Source organism: Limnohabitans sp. MMS-10A-192, assembly GCF_003063335.1.
Taxonomy (GTDB): Bacteria; Pseudomonadota; Gammaproteobacteria; order Burkholderiales; family Burkholderiaceae_C; genus Limnohabitans_A.
This window is the reverse complement of sequence record NZ_NERX01000003.1, coordinates 213,173-239,848: the sequence shown is the minus strand read 5'-3', so window position 1 is coordinate 239,848 and position 26,676 is coordinate 213,173. Positions and strand designations below refer to the sequence as shown.

General features: G+C 59.8%; 25 protein-coding genes, 1 tRNA gene and 2 pseudogenes. 17 read left to right on the top strand and 11 right to left on the bottom strand.

Translation table 11 applies throughout. From position 1 onward, the window contains the following. Complete coding sequence (locus tag B9Z43_RS08340; RefSeq protein ID WP_108324369.1) at window positions 1-1,413, top strand: FAD-dependent oxidoreductase; 1,413 nt, start codon at window positions 1-3, stop codon at window positions 1,411-1,413. Beyond that, window positions 1,410-2,291 (top strand): oxaloacetate decarboxylase, encoded by an 882-nt coding sequence (locus B9Z43_RS08335; protein WP_108324368.1) that lies wholly within the window; start codon window positions 1,410-1,412, stop codon window positions 2,289-2,291. The genes B9Z43_RS08340 and B9Z43_RS08335 overlap by 4 nt, the downstream gene beginning before the upstream one ends. A gap of 19 nt (window positions 2,292-2,310) precedes the next feature. On the opposite strand, the pseudogene B9Z43_RS08330 reads toward B9Z43_RS08335, so the two are convergent. Then, window positions 2,311-3,009: pseudogene (locus B9Z43_RS08330) on the bottom strand (glutathione S-transferase family protein). A gap of 188 nt (window positions 3,010-3,197) precedes the next feature. Here B9Z43_RS08330 and B9Z43_RS08325 point away from each other — a divergent pair. Genes B9Z43_RS08325 through B9Z43_RS08315 form a run of 3 tightly spaced genes read left to right on the top strand, consistent with a single transcriptional unit; the run spans window position 3,198 to window position 6,055 of the window. Then, window positions 3,198-3,788: a carboxymuconolactone decarboxylase family protein gene (locus tag B9Z43_RS08325; RefSeq protein ID WP_108324367.1), complete on the top strand. Its 591-nt coding sequence runs from the start codon at window positions 3,198-3,200 to the stop codon at window positions 3,786-3,788. 41 nt (window positions 3,789-3,829) lie between these two features. Continuing rightward, window positions 3,830-4,807 carry a tripartite tricarboxylate transporter substrate binding protein gene (locus tag B9Z43_RS08320; protein WP_199222277.1) on the top strand — a complete coding sequence of 326 codons (978 nt, stop codon included), beginning with the start codon at window positions 3,830-3,832 and terminating at the stop codon, window positions 4,805-4,807. Window positions 4,808-4,864: 57 nt separating this feature from the next. Then, window positions 4,865-6,055 (top strand): MFS transporter, encoded by a 1,191-nt coding sequence (locus B9Z43_RS08315; protein WP_233249961.1) that lies wholly within the window; start codon window positions 4,865-4,867, stop codon window positions 6,053-6,055. Between the two features lie 28 nt (window positions 6,056-6,083). Here B9Z43_RS08315 and B9Z43_RS08310 read toward each other — a convergent pair whose 3' ends face one another. Further along, window positions 6,084-6,911: a 2-keto-4-pentenoate hydratase gene (locus tag B9Z43_RS08310; protein ID WP_108324366.1), complete on the bottom strand. Its 828-nt coding sequence runs from the start codon at window positions 6,909-6,911 to the stop codon at window positions 6,084-6,086. A 113-nt stretch (window positions 6,912-7,024) separates the two neighbouring features. On the opposite strand from B9Z43_RS08310, the gene B9Z43_RS08305 reads away from it, so the two are divergent. After that, window positions 7,025-7,101 (top strand) — tRNA-Met (locus B9Z43_RS08305). Window positions 7,102-7,859: 758 nt separating this feature from the next. On the opposite strand, the gene B9Z43_RS08300 is transcribed toward B9Z43_RS08305, so the two are convergent. The 3 genes from B9Z43_RS08300 to B9Z43_RS08290 all read right to left on the bottom strand — a co-directional run bounded on the left by B9Z43_RS08300 (window position 7,860) and on the right by B9Z43_RS08290 (window position 11,169). Beyond that, a complete protein-coding gene (locus tag B9Z43_RS08300; protein ID WP_108324365.1) occupies window positions 7,860-8,615 on the bottom strand; it encodes a glucose 1-dehydrogenase in 756 nt (251 codons plus the stop codon). Between the two features lie 73 nt (window positions 8,616-8,688). After that, on the bottom strand, window positions 8,689-9,843 hold the full coding sequence (locus B9Z43_RS08295) for an NADH:flavin oxidoreductase/NADH oxidase (protein WP_108324364.1): 1,155 nt from the start codon (window positions 9,841-9,843) through the stop codon (window positions 8,689-8,691). A 219-nt stretch (window positions 9,844-10,062) separates the two neighbouring features. After that, window positions 10,063-11,169, bottom strand: coding sequence for an ABC transporter substrate-binding protein (locus B9Z43_RS08290; protein WP_233253954.1), 1,107 nt, complete (start codon window positions 11,167-11,169; stop codon window positions 10,063-10,065). A 1,002-nt stretch (window positions 11,170-12,171) separates the two neighbouring features. Here B9Z43_RS08290 and B9Z43_RS08285 point away from each other — a divergent pair. The 5 genes from B9Z43_RS08285 (at window position 12,172) to B9Z43_RS08265 (ending at window position 16,799) form a co-directional block, all read left to right on the top strand. Beyond that, a complete protein-coding gene (locus B9Z43_RS08285; protein ID WP_108324363.1) occupies window positions 12,172-12,642 on the top strand; it encodes a DUF2924 domain-containing protein in 471 nt (156 codons plus the stop codon). After that, entirely contained in the window at window positions 12,639-13,988 is a 1,350-nt protein-coding gene (locus B9Z43_RS08280; protein ID WP_108324362.1) for a recombinase family protein, read from the top strand. The genes B9Z43_RS08285 and B9Z43_RS08280 overlap by 4 nt, the downstream gene beginning before the upstream one ends. After that, window positions 13,985-14,443 carry a hypothetical protein gene (locus tag B9Z43_RS08275; protein ID WP_233253953.1) on the top strand — a complete coding sequence of 153 codons (459 nt, stop codon included), beginning with the start codon at window positions 13,985-13,987 and terminating at the stop codon, window positions 14,441-14,443. Before B9Z43_RS08280 ends, B9Z43_RS08275 begins: the two co-directional genes overlap by 4 nt. 210 nt (window positions 14,444-14,653) lie before the next feature. Then, window positions 14,654-14,806, top strand: coding sequence for a terminase (locus B9Z43_RS08270; RefSeq protein ID WP_108324689.1), 153 nt, complete (start codon window positions 14,654-14,656; stop codon window positions 14,804-14,806). A gap of 124 nt (window positions 14,807-14,930) precedes the next feature. Further along, a complete protein-coding gene (locus B9Z43_RS08265; RefSeq protein ID WP_108324361.1) occupies window positions 14,931-16,799 on the top strand; it encodes a phage/plasmid primase, P4 family in 1,869 nt (622 codons plus the stop codon). A 258-nt stretch (window positions 16,800-17,057) separates the two neighbouring features. On the opposite strand, the gene B9Z43_RS08260 is transcribed toward B9Z43_RS08265, so the two are convergent. The 4 genes and pseudogenes from B9Z43_RS08260 to B9Z43_RS08250 form a co-directional block, all read right to left on the bottom strand. Further along, window positions 17,058-17,264 carry a hypothetical protein gene (locus B9Z43_RS08260; RefSeq protein ID WP_108324360.1) on the bottom strand — a complete coding sequence of 69 codons (207 nt, stop codon included), beginning with the start codon at window positions 17,262-17,264 and terminating at the stop codon, window positions 17,058-17,060. Next, a complete protein-coding gene (locus B9Z43_RS08255) occupies window positions 17,261-17,479 on the bottom strand; it encodes a hypothetical protein (protein ID WP_108324359.1) in 219 nt (72 codons plus the stop codon). The genes B9Z43_RS08260 and B9Z43_RS08255 overlap by 4 nt, the downstream gene beginning before the upstream one ends. A gap of 720 nt (window positions 17,480-18,199) precedes the next feature. Then, window positions 18,200-18,508, bottom strand: a complete 309-nt coding sequence (locus tag B9Z43_RS17270) for a hypothetical protein (RefSeq protein WP_199222287.1) — start codon at window positions 18,506-18,508, stop codon at window positions 18,200-18,202. Window positions 18,509-18,541: 33 nt separating this feature from the next. Next, window positions 18,542-18,824, bottom strand: a pseudogene (locus B9Z43_RS08250) (transposase); the annotation flags it as partial. Between the two features lie 182 nt (window positions 18,825-19,006). On the opposite strand from B9Z43_RS08250, the gene B9Z43_RS08245 reads away from it, so the two are divergent. Genes B9Z43_RS08245 through B9Z43_RS08220 form a run of 6 tightly spaced genes read left to right on the top strand, consistent with a single transcriptional unit; the run spans window position 19,007 to window position 25,344 of the window. Next, the gene (locus tag B9Z43_RS08245) at window positions 19,007-20,191 is read left to right on the top strand and encodes a CaiB/BaiF CoA-transferase family protein (RefSeq protein ID WP_108324687.1); all 1,185 of its coding nucleotides are present in this window, start codon (window positions 19,007-19,009) and stop codon (window positions 20,189-20,191) included. A gap of 31 nt (window positions 20,192-20,222) precedes the next feature. Next, entirely contained in the window at window positions 20,223-20,558 is a 336-nt protein-coding gene (locus B9Z43_RS08240; protein WP_233253952.1) for an EthD family reductase, read from the top strand. A 12-nt stretch (window positions 20,559-20,570) separates the two neighbouring features. Next, complete coding sequence (locus B9Z43_RS08235) at window positions 20,571-21,323, top strand: glucose 1-dehydrogenase (protein WP_108324357.1); 753 nt, start codon at window positions 20,571-20,573, stop codon at window positions 21,321-21,323. Window positions 21,324-21,344: 21 nt separating this feature from the next. Beyond that, entirely contained in the window at window positions 21,345-23,291 is a 1,947-nt protein-coding gene (locus tag B9Z43_RS08230; protein ID WP_108324356.1) for a hypothetical protein, read from the top strand. A gap of 2 nt (window positions 23,292-23,293) precedes the next feature. After that, window positions 23,294-24,223, top strand: coding sequence for a LysR family transcriptional regulator (locus B9Z43_RS08225; protein ID WP_108324355.1), 930 nt, complete (start codon window positions 23,294-23,296; stop codon window positions 24,221-24,223). Beyond that, the gene (locus B9Z43_RS08220) at window positions 24,220-25,344 is read left to right on the top strand and encodes a CaiB/BaiF CoA-transferase family protein (protein WP_108324354.1); all 1,125 of its coding nucleotides are present in this window, start codon (window positions 24,220-24,222) and stop codon (window positions 25,342-25,344) included. Before B9Z43_RS08225 ends, B9Z43_RS08220 begins: the two co-directional genes overlap by 4 nt. A 79-nt stretch (window positions 25,345-25,423) precedes the next feature. Here the strand turns inward: B9Z43_RS08220 and B9Z43_RS08215 are convergent, their stop codons facing one another. Together B9Z43_RS08215 and B9Z43_RS08210 are read right to left on the bottom strand one after the other, a co-directional pair. Beyond that, the gene (locus tag B9Z43_RS08215; RefSeq protein ID WP_108324353.1) at window positions 25,424-25,720 is read right to left on the bottom strand and encodes a DUF1330 domain-containing protein; all 297 of its coding nucleotides are present in this window, start codon (window positions 25,718-25,720) and stop codon (window positions 25,424-25,426) included. 12 nt (window positions 25,721-25,732) lie between these two features. Then, window positions 25,733-26,647, bottom strand: a complete 915-nt coding sequence (locus tag B9Z43_RS08210) for an NAD(P)-dependent oxidoreductase (RefSeq protein ID WP_108324352.1) — start codon at window positions 26,645-26,647, stop codon at window positions 25,733-25,735. Between the last annotated feature and the right edge of the window lie 29 nt (window positions 26,648-26,676).

Sequence of the window (26,676 nt, the reverse complement as noted above, 5' to 3'; positions counted from 1 at the left end):
ATGACCGACACGCTGGCACACACACGGGCACACATTCGTCCGGCCTCTCAATTACAGGCCGAAGACCACACGCCGGTGGTCATCGTGGGTGCAGGCGCTTGTGGCTTGACGGCTGCGCTGGCCTTGTACCGCATGGGTGTGGAGTGCGTGGTGTTGGAGCGTGATGCGTTTGCTGCGGGCTCAACGGCTTTGTCTTCGGGCTTCATCCCGGCACCCTGCACACAAGTGCAACAGACGCAAGGCATCACCGACAGTGTGGAAGCTTTTGCCGACGACATTCAGGCCAAGGCCCATGGCCAGGCTGCGCCACATTTGGTGCAGGCCTATGCCCAGAACATTGGCCCGGCCATGGACGCGCTGGCCAAGCACCACGGCCTGCCCTGGCAAGTGCTGGACAACTTTTTGTACCCCGGCCACAGCGCCCACCGCATGCACGCCGTGCCCGAAAAAACCGGCGCGGGTTTGATGAGCCGTTTGCAAGCGGCAGCCGATGCCGCTGGTGTGGTGGTGCTCACGCAAGCGCAAGTGACCGAGCTGCGGGCCGACGATGCGCAACGCATCCACGGCGTGGGCTTTGTGCGCCCTGACGGGCAAACCGAGCGCATCCGCTGTGATGCGGTGCTGCTGGCTTGCAACGGATTTGGCGGGGCCACGGCCATGGTGAAAGAGATGCTGCCCGAGATGGCCGAGGCCACTTATGCGGGCCATGTGGGCAACGATGGCAGCGCGATTGCTTGGGGCCAACAACTGGGTGCGCGATTGGCCGACCTGGGTGCGTACCAAGGCCACGGTTCTTGGGCCGTGCCACAAGGCGCTTTGATCTCGTGGGCGCTCATGATGGAGGGCGGCGTGCAGATCAATGCCCAAGGCCAGCGCTTTCATGATGAGACCCAAGGTTACTCGGAGGCTGCAGTGCATGTGCTGGCGCAGCCGGGCGGCGTGGCCTGGAATGTGTTTGACGATGCGCTGCTGACGTTTGCACAAGGATTTCCGGACTTTGTGTCTGCGCAAGGCGCGGGCGCGGTGCAGCATGCGGCTGATGCGAATGCACTGGCGCAACTGATTGGTTGTCCAACCGAAACCTTGCAAGCCACCTTGAACGCGGTGCAGCCCGGCACCGACCCGGCCACCGGCCGCACGTTCAAGCGCGCACTGCAAGCGCCGTTCCATGCGATCAAAGTCACTGGTGCGTTGTTCCACACCCAGGGCGGACTGGACATCGACGCACAAGCCCGTGTGTTGCGCGAAGACGGCACGCCCTTGCCCAATGTGCTGGCGGCAGGCGGCGCAGCGCGGGGCGTGTCGGGGCAAGCGGTGTGGGGTTATTTGTCGGGCAACGGTTTGCTCAGCGCCATCGCGGGCGGGCACATCGCCGCGCACACCGCGCAACAACTTTTGAAAGAGACGCCATGAGCCAGCACACCACTTTGGCCCAGCGCCTGCAACAACCCCAGGCCTTGCTCGCGCCCGGCGTGTACGACGCGCTCACCGCGCTGGTGGCGCAGCAGGCGGGTTTTGAAGCCGTGTACCTGTCGGGCGCATCGATCGCTTACACCCGCTTGGGACGCTCCGACATTGGCCTGACCACCGCCACCGAAGTGGCGCAGACCCTGGCGCACATCACCGACCGGGTGAACATTCCCGTGATCGTCGACGCCGACACCGGCTTTGGCAACGCGCTCAACACCCAGCGCACGGTGCGCGATTTTGAACGCGCTGGCGCTGCGATGATCCAGATTGAAGACCAGACATTCCCCAAGCGCTGCGGGCACTTGGACGGCAAGGGCGTGGTGCCGGTGGCTGAGATGCAGGGCAAGCTGCGTGCCGCTCTGGACGCCCGCCACGACAAAAAAACCTTGATTTTGGCCCGCACTGATGCGGTGGCCGTGGAGGGCCTGGACGCCGCACTGGAGCGAGCAGAGCGCTATCTGGAATGTGGGGTTGATGCGCTGTTCATTGAAGCGCTGAGGTCTGACGAGCAGATGAACCGCGCCTGCGCCCAGTTTGCCAAGCGTGTGCCACTGCTGGCCAACATGGTCGAAGGCGGCAAGACACCGGTGCAAAGCGCGGCCGAGTTGGGCGAGCGCGGTTTCAAGATCGTGATCTTTCCGGGCGGCACGGCGCGGGCCGTGCTGCACACGCTGCAAGGCTATTACGCCAGCTTGCACGCCCACCAAACCACACGGCCTTGGCAAGATCAAATGCTGGACTTCGATGGCCTGAATGCGGTCATCGAAACCCCCCAATTGCTGGCACTGGGTCAGCGCTACGAAGAACGCAACGGCAACTGACCCCTCTGAGAGGCGGGTCTCAGGCCTTGTTCAATCGCTCGTTTTGCGGAAACATGAACTTCTTGGCGTCCGCATCCATTTCGGCTTTGAAGGTGTATTAGGCTTTGAAGGCTTCAGCGCGTTGTGCAGCTGGGCGGGCGTTCACCAGGTCGAGCACGCGTTTGATGTGGGGGTATTGCACCCAAGTCGCGTCACCCGTGCCCAGCACATAGGGCAGCATGCGTGCCCAGCCCCACAAGGCCATGTCCACGATGCTGTAGTGCTCGCCCAGCATGTAGGTGTTTTGGGCCAAGTGCTTTTCCAGCACCGTCCAGTGGCGGTGGGCCTCAAAGTCGTAGCGGTTCAAGGCATATTCTTTGGGCTCGGGTGCGGCGTGGCGAAAGTGCACAGACTGGCCAGAAAAAGGGCCGATGCCACTGGCGATGAACATCAGCCAAGAAAGGGCGGCACCACGCTCTTTCGCTTGAGCCACGGTGGGGAAAAACTTTTGCTCGCGCTCGGCCAGGTACAACAAGATCGCGTTGCTGTCGAAAACGGTCGTCTCGCCATCGCACAGCGCGGGCACTTTGGCGTTGGGGTTGATGGCCAAGAACTCCGGCGCAAATTGTTCGCCTTTGCGTGTGTCCACGGGCACGGCTTCAAAGCTGAGGCCCAGCTCTTCGAGCATCAGGGCGATCTTCATGGGGTTGGGGGCGGCGTTGAAGAAAAATTTCAGCATGGCGGACTCCGGAAATTTGGGGTGGAAGAGAGCGAAATCAAACAGCCGCAAGTGTCGCGCAGTTGCGGGCATTGTCATGTACCCCACCAGTCATATGGGCGACTGTGCACGGCAGGGCTTGTTGTTAACTTAGCCCGCTCTGCGCTGAGCACTGCGCACACACAACAAACCAGCCTCACAGGAACACCATGACCGAACGCTTGGCCCAAATCACTTACGACGCTTTGCCTGCTGCGGTGCGTCCCTTGGCCGACGACATCTTGAAGGTCTCCAGTGCGGCATTGGGAGGCCCCTACAACGCCTTGTTGCGCAGCCCCGACATGGCACGCAAGGCCTTCGACTTTCTGGACTATTTGCGTTTCAAGACCTCGGTCAACAAACGGCTCAACGAGTTCGCCATCCTGATCCAGGCCCGCATCTCGAACGCCCAATACGAGTGGTGGGCGCACGAGCCGATCGCTCGCAAGGCGGGTTTGTCCGATGCGGTGATGCGTGACCTGCAGCAATGTCAGCGCCCCGCCAACATGCAAGCCGATGAACGCTTGGTCTATGACTTTTGCATCCAGCTGTCGCTCAACCACCGTGTGCCCGATGCCTTGTGGCAAGAAGCCGTGAGCCAAATGGGCGAGCAGGCGGTGGTGGACTTGACCGTGTTGTCGGGCACCTATGTGATGGTGTCCATGCTGCTGAACGCCACGCAAGTGGGCATTCCGGGTGGGGGTGCAGAACCCCTGCAGGTGCTGAGCCCACTGGACATTCGCCAGCGTTTGCTGGCTTGATCGGCCACACTGCGCATTTTAAAATATACAAGGAGACTTTCATGACCCATCGCTTCATCCGCACAGCCGGGGCTTTGTTGTTGGCTGTGAGTGCTGTCCAGTCCTTTGCCCAAGATTTCCCTAATCGCGCACTCACCATGGTCATGCCCTATGCCGCAGGGGGCCCGGGCGACACCATCACCCGCGTGTTTGCCGGGGCCATGCAAAAGCATTTGGGTCAGCAGATCGTGGTGGACAACACGGCGGGTGCTTCGGGCTCGATCGGCACCGCCAAGGTGGCCCGCGCCAAACCCGATGGTTACACCTTGCTGATGATCCATGTGAGCCATGCGACCAACACGGCCATGTACAAGAGCTTGCCTTACCACCCGGTGGACGATTTCGAGCCGATTGGCCGCGCCACCAGTGGCCCGATGCTGATCGCCACGCGCAACGATTTTCCGGCCAAGAACCTGCAGGAGTTTGTTGATCACCTCAAAGCCAATGGCCCCAAGGTCAGCCTGGCCCATGCGGGTGTGGGCTCGGCTTCGCACCTGTGCGGCTTGATGATGATGAACGCCCTGAATGTGAAGCTCAATGAGATCCCCTACAAAGGCACGGGCCCGGCTTTGACGGACCTCATGGGCGGCCAGGTCGATGTGCTGTGCGACCAGACCTCGGGCACCGTGCCGCCAGTGAAGACGGGCAAGATCAAGGCCATGGCGTCCGCAGGCAAAACCCGTTTGCCGCAATTGCCCGATGTGCCCGCAATTTCGGAGGCGGGTGTGGAAGGCTTTGAGATCAACATCTCATTTGGCTTGTACGCCCCCAAAGGCACGCCCAAGCCCGTGCTGGAGAAGTTGACCTCGGCCTTGCAAAAATCGGTCACCGACCCGGATGTGCGCCAGCGCCTGGAGGCCATGGGCATCTCGGCGGTGAGCGCCGATTTGGCGCGCCCCGAGGCTTTGCGTGCGCATTTGAAAAACGAGATCGACACCTTGGGTGGCCTGCTGGTCAAAGCCGGTGTGAAGGCCAACTGAGTTGAGCACGCGCACAGTGCATGGGGTGAGCGCTTCAAGGGTGCTGGAGTTGGGGTCTTGAAAAACTGGTGGCCTTTGTTGCTGACCTTGGTGATCCAGGCCATGGTGGCCATGGCCTTGCTCACTTTGCCGGTGATGGCCCCGGTCGTGGCGCAGGCCTTGCAGGTGTCACCTGCGCTGGTGGGGCTCTATGTCTCGGTGACCTATGCGGGGGCGATGGTGGCCACTTTGCTGGGGGGCGCCACGGTCGCCAGGCTGGGGGCCATCCGTGTGAGCCAATGGGGCTTGTTGCTGTGTGCACTGGGTTTGCTCTTGTGTGCGGTGCCCTGGTTTCCCGCCATGGCGCTGGGCGCCGTGTTGATTGGCCTGGGGTATGGCCCGATCACTCCGGCCAGTTCGCACTTGTTGGCCCGCACCACGCGCCAAGACCAGATGTCCCTGGTGTTCTCGCTCAAGCAGACCGGTGTGCCTTTGGGCAGCATGCTGGCGGGTGCCATCGTGCCGCCTTTGCTGTGGGTCATGAACTGGCAAGCGAGCTTGGCCGCAGTGGCGCTGGTGTGCGTGTTGTGCGCCTGGCTGGCGCAAGCCTTGCGGGCCGAGCTGGACAGTGACCGCCGCCCCGAGGCTGCGGTGCGATGGAGCAGCCTGATCCAGCCCATCCGCTTGGTGATGGCGCACCGGGCCTTGCTCACCATGGCGTCTTGCTCCTTCATGTTTTCCATGGTGCAGCTGTCGTTGACCACCTACTTGGTGACGTTTTTGCACGACGACCTGTCTTATGGTCTGGTGGCGGCGGGCCTGGCTTTGTCGGTGACCCAAATGGGGGGCATTGGCGGGCGCATTGCCTGGGGTTATGTGGCCGATCGCTGGCTGGGTGCCCGGCGCATGTTGCTGCTCTTGGCCAGCATGATGGCGCTGGGGGCCTTGGCCTCGGCCTTCTTGACGGCCCAGACGCCGCAGAGCGTGGTGGTGGCGATCCTGGTGGCCTTTGGCGCTTCGGCCATTGGCTGGAACGGGGTTTACCTGGCCGAAGTGGCGCGCCGTGCGCCTCCCGGCATGGCCAGCATGGCCACCGGCGGGACCTTGGCCTTCACGTTTTTGGGCGTGGTCGTCGGGCCGCCCATGTTTGGCGCTTTGTCGGGCTTGTTTGGCACTTACCGCGCCGGTTTTGTGGGCCTGATGGTCATGGCCTGCGTCAGTGGCACGGTTTTGTTCTGGAGCCAGCGAGCGCCGCGCCAAGCCGCATGAGCGCATCGCTCGCCGCTTGGTGCCAATCTCAATTTGAAAAAGTCATGCTGACCCGTCCCAGCGCACCGTAATCGGCGGTGGCGGTGTCGCCAGGCTCGATCTCCAGCGGCACCATGCAGGTGCCGGTGGTCACCACCTGGCCCTTTTGCAAAGTGATGCCCAGGCTCGACAACTGGTTGGCCAGCCAGGTCAGCGCGATGCGCGGATCGCCCAGCACATTGCCGCCTGTGCCTTCGCGGGCGTAGCGCGTCTGAGCGTTGTGCGCCAAATGGGCGTGCACGGGGTAGGTGCTCAAATCGACTGTGCGCCACAGATCGGGCGCAGCCGGGCCCAGCACAAAGTGCCGGGCGCAGGCGTTGTCGGCCAGCAGCTGCGCTTGGCCTGCGGCGGTGAAGGGTTCCATGCGCGAGTCGGGCACTTCGATGGCCGGGTGCAGCGTGGCCACGGCCGCCATGACTTGGTCCTGGGTATAGGGCGCGCTTTGCGGCGGCAGGTCTTGCCCCATGGCAAAGGCAAACTCCGGCTCGGCCACCCGCATGCGGTTGCCCGCCGAGGGCACGCTGGCGCCGCTCTCAAACACCTGGCCCGACAGCAAGCGGCCAGCCAAGGGCCCACTCACATTGATGTGGGCCTGGCCGTTGGTGCTGGTGGCCGCGATCTTCCAGCCCACCACCGAGCGGCCAGCCACGCCGGGCAATTGCGCTTGGGCGGCGTAGCCTTGCTGGGCGGTCTGGGGGCGGCAGGCTTCGGGCAAGGCGCTCAGCACCTGGCCAGATTGCCAGTGCGACCAGATCACCTGGGCGGCTTGTCTGGACAGATCCTGGGGTGTGGGGGCAGGGGTGTTTTGCACGGTCATCGCTGGATTGTTGGTGGGTGAGGGCAGATGTGGCCAAATCTTGTGTATAATTTTTGGCTTGACGGCGCAAGTCGTTCGCTGAAAAACAGCTTGTTTTGAAGCATCTGGTTTTCGGTGGTATAGCTCAGCTGGTTAGAGCGCAGCATTCATAATGCTGATGTCCCAGGTTCAAATCCCGGTACCACCACCATATCCAAGGGGACAGACTTTCTCTGTCCCCTTTTCTTTTGGGCTTTCGGCCCAGTGATGGCGCGGCTCGAGGCATGACCTAGAGGTCGTGGCCCAGCGAAATTCCCCCATTTTTGAGTTTTTGACGAGAGGTTCTCTCTCTTTTCTCTGTTTGTCTCGAGGTCATCTCCTCGAGACAGGCCTAGGATTCATGCGGCTTGCCGCACGGCGGTTTGATGGGAACCAAGACCATCATAGTTGCCAGGCATGCTTCAAGAAGCCTTTGGTTGTGCAAAATTTATTTGTAGTGCCACTGGGGGCCGAGGTCGCATTAGGCTAATCTTTGCGAAGGGTCACTTTGCAGCGTTAAGAGACATCGGTTTACAACGATGGCTGCCTGCTACCGGCCATTTCCGGTCGGACGATGAAACAGCCTGAAAAGCCGGATTTGCCCAAGTGCTGTCACTGAAGAGGGCAATTAATGTATCAAGTACCTAATTTTCGATATTCGAAATTCCGGTTGAGGTGCCAATGAGCAAAGCTCAAAGCCAGGGGGAAACCGGTCAGCATCAGCACTCTGGTAGCAACACAAAGTGGAAAATGCTTGCGGTTGTCGTTACCTTTCTTAATGTGAAGACCAGCCCCCCCGGCGCCCGATGCTAATGACCGAGCCGTCGCAATATGGGGCTACCGCGACGATACAGCCTTCTGCCAAGGTTGGTAGCACCGCGGTAGCGTCACCCGCGTCTCGCGCATAGCCTGGATATCGGACCGATCTCTTCAGACCGTGCGGCCACCGTCCACGGGGAACTCAACACCGCTGATGAATTCGGCGGCGTCGCTGGCCAAGTAGAGAGCTGCGGCAGCGACGTCAGATGCACGGCAGAGCCGGCCCAAAGGAATGGAGGCAATAAAGCGTTGGCGGTTCTCCGGCGTGTCGGCAACACCCATGAACTTATCGAGCAAGCCGGTCTCACCCATGACCGGGCAGATCGAGTTGACGCGGATGCGGTCGGGGCCGAGCTCGACTGCCATCGACTTTGAAAGCAGGTTCACCGCGCCCTTACTGCCGTTGTACCAAGTAAGCCCTGGCCGCGGGCGGATACCTGCGGTCGAGCCGACGTTCAGGATCACTCCTTTTTTGCGCTGGCGCATGAGGGGGACTACCGCATGCGTCATGTGATAGATCGATTTCACATTGACCGCGAACATGCGGTCAAACGTCTGCTCATCTACTTCCAGCATGGGCCTGTTAGTGTGCGTGGTACCCGCATTATTTATCACAATGTCAGGATCGCCGAACTCTCGGCTGCATGTCTGTACTAGTGAATTCACGTCCGAGCCGCTGGAGACATCGGTGCGCACAAAGCGCGCTGTTTCGCCCAGCTCAGCGGCCAGCTTCTCCCCGCGGCTTGCGTCCAGGTCAGCGATCACTACACGCGCGCCTTGCGCCACGAACAGCCGGACGATGCCTTCGCCAAAGCCCGCGGCGCCACCGGTAACGATCGCAACCTTACCTTTAAGTTGACGTTGCATGTTCGAATTCCTGAAATGAATGATCTTTTGCTGGCTGCCTGCTGGCAGCCTATAGAAATCTGAGCACGCGCTCTCAGTTTGTGTCCGCTGCCGCTGCCGCTGCCGCAGGCCAGCCGTGCGAATTTTCGGAACCTGGCCGGTTTTTCAGCCACCACGACCAGTCCCGCGGTAGCAGAGAGAAAGGGTCAGCGTGTGCAAGCTCGCGCGCCGCCCAGATCGGCCAGTGCGGGTTGGCTAATGCCGGCCGACCGAGGAATACCAGATCAACGAGTTCTTCGCGTATCACCTGATCTGCCACTGCAGGCTGGCCTAGGTTCCAGCTCACCCCCACCGGAATTCCGACCTCCCGACGGACGCGGCTTGCCCCCTCTGCCATGAAGGCGGCGCGGGAGAATGGCGGATCGCGCATGTCGTCGGTGTTCATGCCGATGCTCAGGTCCGCCAGATCTAGCCCGTGTTCCTTCAATTGGGCAACTGCCCAGACTGCGTCGTCAAACTTCACGCCGTCTTCATGGAAATCATCTGTCCCCAGGCGCATCGTGAGCGGCAGCTGCTCGGGCCAAACGGCGCGCACCGCATCCAACGCCTCGCGGTGAAAGCGAAGGCGCTTCTCGAGTGTTCCGCCATACGCGTCCGTGCGTTGATTGGCCAGGGGAGAGAAAAAACTCGCGCCGAGATAACCATGTGCGAAGTGCATCTCCAGCCATTCAAAGCCGGCAGCGATGGCCCGTTTTGCGGCAGTTGCATAGGCCCGGTGCAACTCATGAATCTCGGCGACGGTGAGTTCCTGTACGGCGTATGGGAAGCGCCCACCGTAGGGAATGGACGAGGGACCGCGCACTTGCCAGCCATCGGAGTGGTCCGGGGCAATCTGTCGTTTGCCTTCCCAAGGCTTTTGCTCGCTTCCCTTGCGGCCAGTATGGCCCAGCTGAATTGCCGGGACCGCTCCCATGTCCTTGATCATCCTGGCCACTCGGGCCAGACCTTCGATCTGATCATCTTCCCACAATCCGGCGCACGAGGTGCTGGTGCGACCGTCGGGTGTGATGGCGATCTGTTCGGCAAAGACCAAGCCGAATCCACCGGCTGCACGCGAGCCCATCAGCATCACGTGATAGTCGTTCATCTTGCCATCTGGCGTAGACCGATACATCGTCATCGGCGACATCACGATGCGATTACGCAGTGTGACACCCTTGAGCGTATAAGGGGAGAATAAATCAGGCATGGATGTACTTCTTTAATTTTTTCATTTCTTCATCGCTCATGGCTACCGGTGTCAGGGCTTGTACCTACACACTGCGCAAATTAAGCCACCCAATCGCACTTACACGGTCCGGTCGGTTCATAAGTGGGGGTGTACCGGTAGCGATCCTCCTGCTTAGGGCATTCGCCAGGACCATGTTTTCCCGTGCAACCGCTGCATCGGAAAATCCCCATGCACGATTCAAGGCTGATGCGCCACACTCCAAGTGCCGCGTTGCACCTGTACAAAGAGGAAGGGCTTGATGGCCTCACGGTCTGCGCCACGCACGACCGGCCCGAGTAAGCCCTGCGACTGCTTCATGCCCGCAAGGCCATCCCTGATCTTGCGCCGGTCTGCCGCGAGCGTTTCCGGGCGACCCATCACCTTCTGTTTCTCGATGATGTCCTTGAGGGTGAAGATATTCTCCCAAGCCGCCGCGTTGTGCAGATCCAGAGACGAATTGACGGCCTGCAGCGCCTGCGCGGCAGCGCGCGCTTCGGCCGTCACAGGCGCGAAGCTAGTCGGGATGAGCATGCCCTCGGCTTGTGCACCGCACCCGTTGAGCGTTTCCATGCTTGACGAGCTGGTCAAACCGATGATCACCTTCGGTTTGACTCCCTGGCGTTCCATCTCCTTGAGCACGCCGCAGGTCGTGAAGGGATGCGCCGAGATCGCCACGACGTCCGCGTTACCACGTTTCATCTGCCGCACCTGCGTCGAAAAACCTGTGTCTGCCAGCAGCCATTCACTATCGCCAAGAGGCTGCAACCCCGACTTGGTCGCCAGATCCTTGACCACGTTGTAGGTGGCGTTGCTGTGCGCGAAGTCCTTCTCGACTCCACCCCAAAAAGTTTTCAGCTCAGGACGGGTGGTCCGCAGCCATTCGAACAGGCTGCGGTACATCGCCGCTTCGTTCGGAACGTTTCGGAAGGACCACTCGGAAATGGAAGCGAGCCCGCCCTTGGCAGCGCCATCGGTGAAGATGGGGAACTGCAGACCCGAATCGCCTGCGTCTCCCACTCGCTTCTGCAGGATGCCAAACACCGGCTCGGCTACGTTGCTGCAGCTAGGGCCCACGGCGACCAGCGCGTCAGGCTGCGCGGCGATGCGCCGAATCACGTTGATACCCTCTTCCGCATTGCAGCGGTCGTCCATGTATTCGATCGAAAGCTTAGCTCTGCTGCCGTCACCCATGGTGATGCCGCCATTGCGGTTGATCTGATCGGCAGCCGCCTTCATGGCAGCTTCGGCGTTAAGTCCGAAGATGCGGACGACGCCGCTCTTCGCCCCGAAACCGTAGATCTTCACTGTGCGCTCCTGGGCTGCAACATGTACGCACATAAGTAAAGCTGCGATCGCAATCAAAGATGCGAAGGAATTAAAGCTAAGTCGAGCCATGAAATTGCCTTTAGACATAATCGTTGGAACGCCCATTCTGAGACTGGTGCAATAAAAGGGATATTCGAAAAACGTACAAGCAGTCTTGCCGTAGACGCAAGATCACGCTCACTGTTGATGAGGCTGCGTTTGATCCTGTTTTCGACGTCCGCTTGATTGGCGTCTATGCCGCGTCAAGCGCGCCTTCTGGTTCACCGATAGTCACCTAGGATCGTCGATTCAGTTGTCGCAGTCGGTGAATCTCCTCGTATCGAGAACGATCAACGGTAACGCTTCCAGAGGTACTCACACTAATCACAAGACGGGCGACTAACTCAATAGCAAGCCGCAACCAATGCTACAAAAAACCACGATCCCGATTCAGTAGGTTTTGTAGGATATGTAGATGGGCAATTTGGCTGTTGCTGTCCTTGCTTGACATGTTTCCAACCAGCAAAAGTCCCTCAAGTCATTGCGTGAGATGTCTGCTTTGGGTCGGTCACTGCCAGTGAGTCGCCCCCAGCGACGGGCTGCTCCCAGCCTGAAGCCGTCGAACGCGCGATGGCCATTTAAATTTTCTTGAGAATTATTTTCCGGATTCCCACTGTTGTCCCCCATTGGCCCGCTAAAACACTCAGCAAAAAGAGCGGAATTTGCATAGGATTTTGGTTCATTCTTAATCGATGAAACCACCCTAATGCAACGCAAAAATTTCAACCCTTCAAGACCTCAAGCCGAGGCAATAGTCAACAGCGGTTACCGCAACATTCTCCGAATCTTCCGTCTGCCTGCGTCAGCAGCGGCATGTCCAAGCCATATCTTGGCTTTCGCATGTAGCAGTCGCGTTTATGCAACTGGGAGAGACAAGTTCCTGGACTTCGATGGCCACCAGAGCGGCAATGACAACCCGTCTCAAAACCATGGAGTCCACGCATGAAACCACGCTCAATTTCCCTGCGCTCGAGCATCGTCGCTGGCAAAGTTGCCAAGAAAATTTCTGATCTGTCCGACCTCAAGATGCCTGAGCTTTGGCTCGAGTGGGACAAACATTTCCCGCACCGGCCGTCTGCCCCCAATCGTCTGCACATGCAGGCACGTCTGGCCTACCGGTTTCAGGAGCTGGCGTATGGCAGTTTGCCCACGGCCACACGCGCGCGCCTTGCCGATCTGGGTGAGCTGCACTCCAAAATTAAGGTCAATGCGCGTCCGGTCTTGGGTGTTTTGCCGGGCACCACGTTGCTGCGCGAATTTGATGGCCGTAGGTACACGGTGACCGTGCTCTCAGATGGTCGCTATGAATACCAGGGCCAGTCATACAAGAGTCTCTCGGCCATCGCCAAGCTGATCACCGGCACCCAGTGGTCCGGACCGGCGTTTTTTGGCATCACCGGGAAGAAAGCATGAGCGCCGCCGTGCAAGCCCTTGCCGCCAAACGGTGCGCTGTCTATTGCCGTGTCTCGTCCGATGAGCGGCTGGACCAATCGTTCAACTCTATTGACGCGCAACGCGAGGCGGGCGCGGCGTTCATTTCCAGCCAGCGCAGCGAAGGCTGGGTCCCCGTAATTGATGACTATGAAGACCCTGGGTTTTCTGGCGGGAACATGGATCGTCCAGGTCTCAAGCGCCTGCTGCAAGACATTCAGGCTGGAGTCATTGATGTCGTGATCGTCTACAAGATTGATCGCCTGTCCCGATCGCTGGCTGACTTTGCCAAGATGGTGGAGATCTTTGACAAGCACAAGGTCAGTTTCAGTTCAGTGACCCAACAGATCAATTCGGCCACCTCCATGGGCCGCTTGATGCTCAATGTCTTGCTGTCTTTCGCTCAATTTGAGCGGGAAGTCACGGGCGAGCGGATCCGCGACAAGATCGGCGCAGCCAAACGCAAGGGCATGTGGATGGGTGGCGCCATTCCGCTGGGATATCGGGTCGAACAGGGCAAGCTATTGATCGAGCCCGAAGAGGCAAAAACCATCCGATGGATCTACGAAACGTTTGCCCAATCGCGCTCCACAACGCTACTGGCCAAAGAGCTCATGGACAAGGGCATCCGTGGCAAGACCGGAAAATTCATGTGCAAACAGGGGCTCTACAAGCTCCTGACCAGCCGGCTGTACCTGGGCGAGCTTGGGCACAAAGGGGAGTATTTCCCCGGAGAGCATCAAGCCATCATTGAAACCAAGCATTGGGAGCAGGTCCAGGCGATCATGGCCACCAATTCGCGCCAGCGGGCCAGCGATGTCTGGGCTCAGCGATCCAAATATGAATATCTGCTGCGCGGCATGGTGTTCACGCAGGCGGGTGACATTTATCTGCCCACGACGACCCGAAAGAGCAGTGGCAAAGCCTACCGGTACTACGTCGTTAACAAGAACCACAACATGGGCGCCGGCACGGTCTCCATGCCTAACTTGCCCGCCGGTGATCTCGAAAAAGCGGTCATGGAGCAAGTTCTGGCTGTCCTGCGCTCGGGCCAGATGGTCAACAGCTATTGGCAACAGATCCGCGCCAGCAACGCCGAATTGACTGAGCCGCAGGCGATGGTGCTGTTTTTCAAGAACACGGCAAACATCTGGAATACGCTGGGTGCGCAGGCCAAGCAGGACATCGTGCGAACCCTGATCAAGCGTGTGACCGTCACGCCCGAGGGCATTGAACTGGCCTGGCGCTACGAGACCTGGGGGGCGCTCATTGGCGTCATGCCTAAGGGCACGGTCGGCCGTGAACTTCTTGAGATGGAGGCCGCATGAATCATGTGCATGTGATTGGTTCTGGCATGTCCAGGATGGATGAGACAGCTCAGCTGTTGACGTTCGTACCGCTGAAGTTTGCTAAGCGATCCGGCCGAAAGCAGGTCTTTTGGCCCGATGACGCGTCGGCGGAACATGCATCGCCTGCAGCTAGGCCTGACACCACCCTTCTGACGGCCTTGGCCAAGGGATTTCATTGGCAGCGACTCATCGACATGGGCATGTGCAAAAGCGGCACGGAAATCTCCAAGCGCGAGGAACTGGATCTGACGGTGGTCAATGAGTTGCTTCGGCTCACACGGCTGGATCCGCTGATCGTGGAAGACATCCTGGACGGGGCACAACCCATGGGCTTCACCTTGAATTGGTTTGCCAGGAATGCCATGCCCATTGAATGGCCCGCCCAACGGCCTTGGCTTGAGTCGATTGAGGGGGATGCCGCGGACAGCCCTTAGATGGCTCAACCCGACCTAGAAGGGGCATTGACTCCGCTCCTATTTTTATCAATCAACCAAAGAGCCTGGATCCCGGCTCTGGAAAGAACAACCATGAATTCAGCCATGTCAGCTCAGTCGGCTATTCCTGCACTTGGGGGCGTTCCCCAGGAGATTTTTGCTGCCCATCAGGTGCATTTGAGTGGAAGCGATCTTGCCTCGCGTTGGGGCATGAGCCCCAGAACCCTGGAGCGCTGGCGGATGGAGGGGCGTGGCCCCATCTACCTCAAGCTGGGCAAACGTGTGGCGTATTCCATGAGCACGGTCTTGGAGTATGAACAACGCATCACGCACATCTCCACATCCGAGCGGATCCAGCACTGACGCTGGGCAGATGCCCCTACGGCCTTAACCGCAGGCGTGACTCAACGGCTGATTTAAGCGCCTGACCTTTTAGATTTAAACCATATGCGAGCAGCGCAATCTGCTTGCAGGGAGAAACTTTTTCATGCAACAAGCAAGCTATACTGCCGGGCACCCTGTGCCAGGCATCCATTTGAACCACAAGAGCGCACGTGAAATCCATCAGCTCTATAACCATGCGGCGATTTCAAACAGCGATCAGGTGATCTTTGTCGAAGATGAGCTGTCCGCACAGATGCTCATTGAGCGGGGTCACTGTGCCACCACCATCGTGCAGGATTGGCAGCAGCCCTTGGGCTGGACAAATTGGGCGCCACTGCACGGCAAACAAGTGCTCATATGGCCCAAACGGGACAAGCGTGGCTGGGAGCTCGCCATGAAGGTGGGCCAATCTATCTTGAGGGCAGGCAGCCTGACCTGCGACATCCTGGTTCCACCGGCGAACAAGCCCATGGGATGGGATGTCGTCGAGGCCTTGGAAGAAGAATTTGATGTGAATGGCTTCCTGGCTGGTGCCGCACGCCAGGCGATGAAGCCGCTCCCACATTGGGATAGCTTGATCGAGGGCTTGTCCGAAGCCGTGGAGGGCATCGACTATGCAACAGAGAACGGTGTGGCCCAAGCGTTCACCCATCACTTTGAGCGGGATGTGCGCTACTGCCCTGCTTGGGGCAAGTGGTTGATCTGGAACGGCAAGCGCTGGGATATCGATGTGATGATGAAGGTCAAGCACTTGGCGCGGCTGGTTTGTTGCAGTGCAGCGCAATTCACCAGCAAGCCCCATGTGAAAGCCCGCATGACCAGTGCCGGTGCCATTGCGGCCATTGAGCGCATCGTGCGCACCGATCCCCGTCATGGGGTGCCTGTGGAGCATTGGGATGCCAATGTCTGGCTCCTGAACACGCCTGGCGGCATTGTGGATCTGCGCACAGGTGTACTCGGTCCTCACGACCGTGAGCAGCGCATGACGCGGATCACCAGTGCCACCCCCAGCGGCGCATCTGTAGGTTCGCCCAGCAGCCATTGCTCCGTCTGGCTAGGTTTCGTGGCCGATGTGACCGGTGGGGACCTGGCCTTCCAGGACTACTTGCAGCGCATGGTGGGTTATTGCCTGACGGGTGACATGAGCACGCACGCTTTGTTTTTCCTGTACGGCACGGGCGCCAACGGCAAGTCGGTGTTCGTTAATGTCATCTCTTCGGTCCTGGGGGGATATGCCGCCAGCGCGCCCATGGACACATTCATGCATTCCTACTCGGATCGGCATCCCACGGAGCTTGCGGGACTGCGGGGTGCGCGTTTTGTGACGGCCACCGAGACGGAGCAGGGGCGCCGCTGGAATGAGTCCCGCATCAAGGCGATCACCGGGGGTGATGACATCACGGCGCGCTTGATGCACCAGGACTTCTTCACCTACAAGCCGCAGTTCAAGCTACTCATTGCAGGCAATCACAAGCCTGAGATTCGCAACATTGATGAAGCCATGCGTCGGCGCATGCACCTGATCCCGTTCACGATCACGGTCCCACCGGCGAACCGTGACCCGAATTTGACGGAAAAGTTGTTGGCCGAGCGTGACGGCATCCTTGCTTGGGCACTCGAAGGATGCCTCAAATGGCAGGAGCGGGGGCTCGCTCAGCCGCAGTTGGTGGCAGAGGCCACCCAGGAGTACTTTGAGGCTGAAGACGCCATGGGCACTTGGCTAACTGAGCGTTGCAAGCTTAGCCGACAAGAGAAGGCTTTGACCGCCACATTGTTCAATGACTGGAAGCTGTGGGCAGAAGCCGCCGGAGAGTACGTGGGTACTCAGCGCCGGTTTTCTGACGGCCTGCTGGCCAGGCGTTTTGAGAAGTGGCGCAACTCCATAGGCGTTCGGGGCTACCAAGGTCTGAGTCTCAAAGAGCCCACTGCGTTGCCTGCGGTCGAAACACCTGGCGGGTCGACTAAGAGATGAATGCAACCCCAATGGACACAAGCATTGGGGTTGCCAATTCCATGACACATACGGCGTATGAAAACACTTGTCTTTCTCTCCTGCGCGCGTAGGCGCAAGAAAAAAGAAAAGAAATTAATAGTCAGATGCGTCGAAAACGTCAGTTTCTGCGTCAAAACCGGCCTTGACCGGTTTTGACAGACCAGCGGCGCACAGCAATATCGTCTGGACTGATGAATGTCTGGGGCCAAAGTCGATGGGGCAATCCGCTTTGCTGCTTCAGTGTCCGGGAAATTCCGGGTACAGGTCGCCACTGCTGATGTCGGCCGTGTAGGTGACTTTGTCGAATTCGTCTTCCTGTTCGGCCAGGAAGACGCCGCCGACTGATTGGATGGCCACGCCGTACTTACGGGTGAGGGCGGTCAGATCGGTGATGAAATTTCTGTAGTCGGTTTCGGTTTCGGTTTCGGTTTGGGTGAGCTTCATGGCTGGCCGTTCGTGGTGACTTGAGTCGGACATGAGGTCCGGGATGTGGCTTTGACGCCAGCGTCGTATGCAGCCTGCAGAGCAGCTTTGATTCCCCAGACGCTCACATCATGAAAATCCAGGCGATCGCTGTGCTGGGTTTGCAGCGTGTCGATGAAAAGATGTTCTTTGGCGAGCCGCTTGAACAGAACGTCAGGTGTGGGCGCTTTGTTCATTGTTTGCCCTCGATCTGGTCGGTCGTGAATCGGTCTCTTGAGTGAGTCATGTCGCTTTTCCTTGATTTACTGAGTTGATCCGGTAAGACGGATTGACGCTCTGTTTCAAGAAAAAGCCAAGTCAATTTCTTGAGGTGTTGCAGACAACTGACTGCGGGATTTTGGTGACACGCATGACCGCCAGGAAGCGTTCAGGCCCTTGGGTCGCGAGGGGATGCCGTGGCGCCAAAAGAGTGCGCTATGCATGGCTCTATGACGATGGGATCGGCATCCCAGGGGGGAGGGGGGGTTAAATCTCTACGAGGTCGCGATCAAGATGCGTTGGCCTGCGCAAATTTTTGTGCGTGCAAATTGAACTAGGGGGGGGGTTCGGTGCGGTCAGCGCTGATTTGAACTGTGCGTGATGGCAGTTCGATTCTTGACCGAGCCACCATGATTCAACGCCCAACCCCTCTCGGTTGGGCGTTTTTATTTGTGCTTCCCCCATTACACGCGGGGAACAGACGCATTCTGCGTGTGCCGGGGGGATGCCTTGGACAGGGTCCGTTACGGCCAGTTTGACTCTTTTCTGCCCTCTGTTCTCTGCAAAGAGACGCCAACTCTTTCGCCACAGCACACGCACATCGCCTTGTGCGACAACGACCTATGCGTGTGTCGATTCTTTGAGTTCGACAGACCACTTGGTGGAGCAGATGGAAGAAAAAGCGATCGGAGCTTATCTCAGCCTTTTAGCCACTGATCTAGCAAGCCGCCCACATAGGCCTTGGGCAGGTTGTGCCCGCCATCTGGGACAACGGTAACGCGAATGCCCGTCAGCATGCCAAAGGCTTGCACGTTGGCCGGAATGCTTTGCCAGTCCTCTGAGCCAACATGAATCTCAGACCTGGTAGGTGCGGGGAACTGTCCAGCTTCGGCCAATTCTTTGAGCCGCGTCGGGCGCGGTGGCGAAAACGTGGTGCGCGTTTCATCGCTCGTGAATTCGCCCACGATGGGTGAGAGCATCAGCACCCGCCCGGGAAATGGTGGCATCTGAGACTGCGCATGTAGGAAAAGGTACGAGCCGTACCTCACCCGGACTGCTTGGCAAAGTACGCGGCGGCCTTTTTTAAGATGTCGCGCTCCTTGGTCACTCGCTTGAGTTCAGCCTTCAGGCGCCGCAGCTCCTCGGTCTGGGAAAGTTCTCCTGCCGTTGACCCGGGGGCAATTGCTGCTCCTTCATCCACTTGTACAGGCTGTGGGTGCTGACCTCAAGGCGGGCAGCAACCTCTGCCACCGTGTGACCCCGTTCAATGAACTGGCGGACCGCTTCGATCTTGAATTCTTCTGGAAATCTTTTCTGATTCATGGCGCCTCCTATTAGGCCTCAGGTTGGAGGCTCAGAGGTGTCTACTGTTCCGGGTCGATTCAATTTAGGGGCTCGTGTTTCATGCACGGCAAGGCTCGCTTTGAACATTGGCAATTCCACAATGGCGGAGCAGTCGCCACAATCGAAACACAAGTTTTAAAACTGCTTTGACTGAGATGTTCATGACCAATCCGAACCGCTCCCATGCGACCCAGGCAAAAGCCCAGCCGAAACCCCTGTCGGGGCTCTTGGTGGTCGCTTTGGAGCAAGCCGTAGCTGCCCCTTATTGCTCCAGTCGCCTGGCCGATGCCGGCGCCCGTGTGATCAAGATCGAGCGCCCTGAGGGTGACTTTGCCCGGGGCTATGACCGCCATGTGCATGGCGAGTCCACTTATTTTGTCTGGATCAACCGCGGCAAGGAGTCGGTGGCGCTGAACCTCAAGCAGCCCGAAGACCTGGCAGTGCTCGAGCGCATGATCGCGGATGCCGATGTGTTTTTGCAAAACTTGGCCCCGGGTGCTGCGGCCCGGCTGGGCCTGGGTTCGGCCAAGCTGCGCGAGCGCCATCCGCGCCTGATCACTTGTGACATCAGTGGTTACGGTGAGCACGGTTCACAGCAAGAGATGAAAGCCTACGATTTGCTGGTGCAGGCCGAGTCGGGTTTGATTTCGGTCAGCGGTGCACCGGGCGATTGGGGGCGCATTGGCGTTTCGCTGTGCGACATCTCGGCGGGCATGAATGCACTGATCGGCATCCAGCAAGCTTTGTTGCAGCGCGCCGTGACAGGCCAGGGCAGCGGGGTGCATGTGTCGCTGTTCGATTCGGCGGCAGAACTGATGAGCGTGCCTTATCTGCAAGCCCAGTACGGTGGGCGTGCGCCCGACCGGGTTGGGCTCAAGCACCCGTCCATTACGCCCTATGGTGTGTTCACCTGTGCCGATGGCCGTGAGCTGGTGATTTCAATCCAGAACGAGCGCGAGTGGGCCGAGTTTTGCCGTCAGGTGCTCAAACGCCCCGATCTGCTGAAAGACCCCCGTTGCGCCAACAATGCGGCACGCTGCGCCCACCGCGAGTTTGTCGATGGTCTGGTGAGCGAGGTCTTTGCCGCGCTGGGCAGTGGCGAAGTCATTGACCGCTTGACGTCAGCGCAGACCGCGTATGGCAACGTCAATTCGGTCTATGACCTGATCCAGCACCCGCAATTGCGCACGCGCGCCATGCCTGTCGGGCAGCAGCGTGCGCGACTGCCTGCATTGCCCTGGCAGGTGGAGTGGGAGGATGCCGACTATCCACCAGCTCCACGCATCGATGAACACGGTGCGGCCTTGCGAGCCGAGTTCGCTGCCACCAAATCCTCCGTTTTTTGAACCCCTTTTTGACCCTGATTGGAGACCACCTGTGAGCACACCTAAAACCTACGTCAAACGCCTGGGCATCTTGCGATGCAAGGACGGCATGAGCCACCAGGAATTCACTGAGCACTGGCTCAAGCGCCACGCTGCCTTGTGCCTTAAGTTGCCGGGCCTGCGCCGTTATTCGGTCAACCTGGTGGATCGTGCGCGTTTTCCGCATTTCGATTACGACGGGTTTTCCGAGCTCTGGTTCGACTCCGAAGAGGCTTTGGTCAGCTCGCTGTCCAGTCCGGAAGGCAAGACCTTGCTGGCCGATCTGCCGAACTTCGCCAAGGACGTCTCGCCCATCATCTCGGTCGAGCACCAGATGCTCTGGCCCTGAAGGAGTGAACACATGAAATCCTTGCAAAACAAAATTGCGATCGTTACCGGTGGTGGTGCCGGTTTCGGTGAAGGCATTGCCCGCCTGTTCGTCGAAGAAGGCGCACGCGTGTTGATTGCCGATCTGGACTTCGACCGTGCAAAGGCCGTGGCCGCCAACCTTGGCGCCGCTGCGCACGCCGTCAAGTGCGACGTGTCGCGTGCACAGGATGTGCAAGCGGCCGTTGATGCCTGTGTGCAGCAGTTCGGTGCGCCCCAGATTGTGGTCAACAACGCAGGCACCACACACCGCAACCAGCCTATGCTGGATGTGGACGAAGCCACGTTTGACCGCGTGTTCAACGTCAACGTGAAGTCGATTTATCACATGACCCGTGCAGTGGTGCCGATTTTGCGCCAGCAAGGCCAGGGCTCGATCATCAACATCGGTTCCACGGCGGGCTTGCGTCCACGTCCAGGCTTGACTTGGTACAACGCTTCCAAGGGCGCGGTCAATTTGCTGTCGAAGTCGATGGCCGCTGAACTGGGGCCTGATGGTATACGTGTCAACGCCATTTGCCCGGTGATGGGTGCGACCGGCTTGATCGAGCAGTTCCTGGGCACAGCCGACTCGCCCGAGGCGCGTGCCCGCATCACCGCAGGCATTCCGCTGGGCCGCATGTCGACCCCGAACGATGTGGCGCAAGCGGCGCTGTATTTGGCCAGCGATGCTTCTGCCTTCATCACGGGTGTTGAATTGCCGGTGGACGGCGGACGCACCATTTGATGATGTGCCCGAGAGGCTTCCATGTCGGCGCGTGAGCGGCTGGCACTGTATGGTTGTGACGAGCCCTTGCCGCATCGCCTGTCGCTGCGCGCGGGGCCCTTGTCGCTGGAGCTGGTGGGTGGGCGTTTGGGGCCGGTGTATGCCCATGGCCATGAGGTCTGGCATGGTCTGGCTTTTTTGTTTCGGGATGCCGGTTGGGGCACGCCTGAGCCGGTGTTCGAGGTGCAGCACCACCACATCGAGGTTGCCGGTTTTGCACTGACCTTACGGGGGCACATCCCTTGTGCGCCCGAGGATGTGGCGGGCCAGCCTGCTGAGGGTGCCCGCATTGAACTGGCGTTGCAGTTGCGTGGTGATGCCGATGGGGCTGTGCATTTACTGGCCCAGGCCATGCCTAGCCACGACCTGCTGAGCAACCGCTGTGGCTGGGTCCTGATGCACCCGATGTCGGCGGCGGGTTGTGCCATTGAGGTGCGGCATGTGGATGGCCGAGTCAGCTTGTCCACCTTGCCGCAAGAAGTTCCCGCCTGGCCGCCCTTTATGGGCATACGCGGTTTGCGTCACGAATATGCACCGGGTCATTGGGCTGAAGCCTTGTTGCCCGGAGAAGATTACGAACTGGAGGACCAGCGCAACAACGCGGATGCCTCCTTCAAGACCTATAGCCGCTCCAACTGCATGCCCCGGCCCTATGTGCTGCGGCAAGGTCAGTCGTGGACGCGTGAGTTGCATTTGCGTTTGCTAGGTCAGTCGCCTGAACAGGCGTGTGCCGTGGCATCGCCACGCTTGCGTTGGCCTTTGACGCAGGATGCCGCGCCCGTCATTCGTCTGGGACTGGCCATGACCCCCGACATGACGCGCCAGCCTACGGCCTGGGTCTTGGACGTTTTGGCGCAGTGGCGTCCGGCTTTCCTGCACCTCACGTTTTGGACCGACACACGGGATGCAGGCGTGGATTGGTCAGGCATGCGCACCTTGTTGCAAGCCGCAGGTGCTTCGCTGCGGCTGGACGTGTGCGGCCTGGAGGGACTCGGTCAAGGCGGTCAGGCCGATGCGGTTTTTCATGCGCTGGCGCAGCAGTTGGCGCAGGCTGGTGTGGTGCCCGCTGCGGTGGTGGCTTTGCCTTGTGGCGCACAGGCTGCCTGTTTTTTGCGAGAGCTTTTTCCGGCCTCGGCCATCGGCGGTGGCACGCCCCATTTTTTTGCCCAACTCAATCGGCTCGAAGTCAGCGGTGGCGAAGATTTCATGGCGTTCACGGTTTGCCCCATCGTGCATGGGGCCGATGACGAGGCTGTGATGAATGGACTGCAAAGCCTACCGTCCATGCTGGAGACGGCGCGACGTCGGCATCCCGCACGCGACTGGCACCTTGGCCCCAGCGCTTTGTCTGCGCGTGCTAGCCCGCTGGGCCGTCAGCCGCGAAGCGATGGACAAAAACGCATGGCCCTGGCGTTCCGTGACCCGCGCAGTCGTGGTCTGTTTGGCGCGGCCTGGTTGCTGGGTCACCTGGCTGCGGCCGCCCATGCCCGAGTGCAAGCCTTGAGCTTGCCGCCGCTGGTGGGTGAGGATGGCTTGTTTTACTCGTCCGGTGAGGCGTGGCACATGACACCTTCGGCCGCTTTGCTACAAGTGTGTTGCCGTTGGCACACCCTGCAGAATGTCCCGCTGCAAGCGGCGGACGATCTTGGCACATCCACTCCGACGTGGCCCCTGGCCGCCATAGCAGGTCGCCATGGGGAATGCTGGCAAATCTTGGTGGCCAACCTCCGCGCGCATGCGCAGACGCTGCACTGGCTTGATGGCAATCGCTTGGCGTCATGGGCGGTGCTGGATGCCCAGTCCTGGTCGCAGCACCAAGACTCACTCATAAGCAGTCCCTGGCGCGAGCTGGGTGACTGTCCCGTCGAGCTGGTTTTGCCGCCCTATGGCCTGGCCCTCATCGACCTGCCTCTTTCATCCGAAGGCTGAACATGCTCCCCGATATTGACTCTTTGGCCTTGTTCGTTCGTGCTGCCGAACTGCGCAGCCTGACCAAGGCGGCCGAGGCCTCACACATTGGCCTGGCCGCAGCCAGCCGCCGCATGGCTTTGCTGGAACACCGCTTTCGCACCACTTTGCTCGAGCGCTCTTCACGCGGCGTGGAGATGACCGCAGCCGGGGCATCCTTGCTGCCGCATGCACGCGCTTTGCTGGTCGAACTCAACCAGATGCAGGCTGAAATGCGTGACCATGCCAACGGCCGCAAAGGCGCCTTGCGCCTGCTGGCCAATACCTCGGTGATCACCGACACCCTGCCCAACGATCTGGCTGCGTTCGCCCACCACAACCCGGATGTGAAAGTGATCATGCAAGAACGCTGGAGCCAGGAAATTGTGAGCGGATTGCAATCCGTTGAAGCCGATGTGGGCATCGTGGTCGAAGGCACCTCGGTTGAGGGTCTGGAGACCCGCCCTTATTGCCAGGATCGCCTGGCGGTGGTGATGCCCCACAACCATGCGCTGGCCGCTTTTGATACGCTGAGTTTCAATGATGTGCTGGATGATGAATTGATCACCCTGGAGGGCGGCTCGTCCATGACCCGGCTGCTGGCTTCACAGGCCGTCATTGCCCAGAGGACTTTGCAGCTGCGCATTCAGGTGCGCAGTTTCGAAGCCATTTGCCACATGGTCGAGGCGGGGCTGGGGCTGGGGCTGTTGCCGGAGCAGGCCGCACGTGTGCTGGCCAAAGGGCTGGATCTGACGGTTCGCCCCTTCAGTGACCCTTGGGCCGAGCGTCGCATGCTGCTGTGTGTGCGCAAAGACCGAGCGGGCATGCCCTCCGTGGCCAAGCTGCTGGATTTTTTGTGTGATCGAGGACATTTGCCCGAGACCGATGGGGCAGCACAAGGGAGTGCATCATGAGTCTTCAACCTTTGCAGGGCCTGTTGGTGGTATCGCTAGAGCATGCCGTTGCCGCGCCTTATTGTTCAAGCCGCCTGGCCAATGCTGGGGCTCGCGTCATCAAGGTCGAGCGGCCCGAAGGCGATTTCGCACGCGACTACGATCGTGAGGTGTACGGCGAGTCTTCGTATTTCGTCTGGATCAACCAGGGCAAGGAGTCGGTGGCGTTGGATTTGAGGCAGGAGGCCGACCATGCGCAGATGCAGACCTTGCTGGCGCAGGCGGATGTGTTTGTTCAGAACCTGGCGCCCGGTGCGGCCGAGCGATTGGGGCTGGGCTCGGCCAGCTTGCGCGAGCGTTTTCCGCGCATGATCACCTGTGACATCACGGGCTATGGTGAGATCGGACCGATGCAAGATCTCAAGGCCTATGATCTGCTGGTGCAGGCCGAAAGCGGCTTGGTCTCGGTCAACGGTGCGCCCGGACCCTGGGGCCGCATTGGCGTGTCGATCTGTGACATTGCAGCGGGCATGAATGCGGCACAGGGCATTCTGGAGGCGCTGTTCTTGCGTGAGCGCACGGGCCAGGGCAGTGCCTTGCATGTGTCCTTGTTCGATTCAGCGGCAGAGCTCATGGCCGTGCCTTATTTGCAGGCACGCTATGGCCGGGCCGCACCTCAGCGCGGTGGCCTCAAGCACCCCAGCATTGCCGCTTATGGCGCCTTCACCTGCCGGGATGGTCATGAAGTCGTTTTGGCCGTGCAAAACGATCGTGAATGGCAGGCCTTTTGCCAGCACGTGTTGCAGCAACCTGAGCTGGCGCATGACCTGCGCTTTGCCAGCAGTGCAGCAAGAGGCCTTCACCGAGACCAAATCGAAGACATGATTCAGGCGGTGATCGGCGGCCTGACCGGTGGCGAAGTGGCTGATCGCTTGACCGAGGCGCAAACGCCTTTCGGCTCCATCAATTCGGTGCTGGACTTGATACACCATCCTCAATTGCGCACGCGCCAAATTCAGGTGCGCGGCCGGACCGTCGAGGTGCCAGCGCCTGCGTGCATGACCCCTTGGCAAGATGATGGGGCCAAGCTGAGCAGCGCCCCTGCTGTGAATGAGCATGGCGTGTTGCCGGGCTTGAGCTGAAAAAAAGCACCCCACAAACCAAGAAAGGCTTGTGGGGTACTGACGCTGCTCAACAGGGCTGAGCAGGTGTGCGAGCGTGTCAGCTGGGCAGCATGCCGTCGATGACCACCATGCGGGAGTTGGCCGACAGCTGACGCAAACGTCTAGCCGGTGCGTATTCGGGCGAGTTCAGCCAAGCGTGCGCCTGGGCCACACTCGGGAATTCGAGTATGACCAGGCGCTTGGGCTGCCAGCCCCCTTCCAGAGGCGAGACTTCACCGCCACGGGCCAAGAATCGTCCGCCATAAGCCGCCACAGTGGGGGGCGACAGGCGTTTGTATTCCTCGAACCGCAGCGGGTCCGTGATCTCCATGTCATTGATGACGTAGGCGGGCACGGGGACGTCCTTTCACGCGACCTTTTGAAGGGCAGCCGGTCGTTGGCGGATTTCGATGTCCAGCTCTTTTTCGCGGATGAACATCAGGGCAGCGGTGTCGCGATCGCCCAGACCCATGGCAATGGCACGGTCCATGGTGGCTTGTGCACCGCGACCCACCGAAGCTTCAAAGCCCATTTGTTCGGCCGCTTCACAGGCCAGGCGCACGTCCTTGCAAGCCAGGCGAATGGCAAAGCCGGGGCTGTCGTCGCCCAGGAAAGCTTTCTTGGGCATGGCCACAGCAAACTGCTGGTTCCAGGCCATGGTGGTGCGCATGACTTCCTGCATCAGTTCCAGCGTTAGCCCGTTCTTGACACCAATGGCCAGGGCCTCGGTGTTGGCGACCATGATGGTGGTGGCCAACAGGTTGTTGGTCATCTTCATGGCGTGGCCGGTGCCCGGGCCGCCGCAGTAATAGGTGTCGGTGCCCATGCAGTTGAGCACGGGGGTGGCGCGCTCGATGGCGGCCTGGTTGCCGCCGACCATCAAGGTCAGGGTGCCGCTCACGGCGTGTTCGCTGGTCTTGCCCACGGGCGAGTCCACCAGTTCCATGCCGCGTGCGCGCAAGGCATCACCAACGCGGCGCGAAGTGGCCGGATCGATGGTGCTCATCTCGATGACGATGCCGCCTGCAGGCAGGCCTTCGGCCAGACCATCGGCGCCCAGCACGACTTGTTCAACGTGCTGCGGCTCGGGCAGCATGGTGACGACGATCTCGCTGGCTGCGCCCACTTCACGGGCGGTGGCCGCCGAGCGTGCACCGGCTTTGACCAGTCGAGCGACGGCCTCAGGGCTGCGATCGAACACGGTGAGTTCGTGGCCATGTTTGAGAATGTTCAGGGCCATGGGGGCACCCATGACACCCAATCCGATAAATCCGACTTTCATGTGGTATCTCCTGTCGTGGTTTTAAAAAA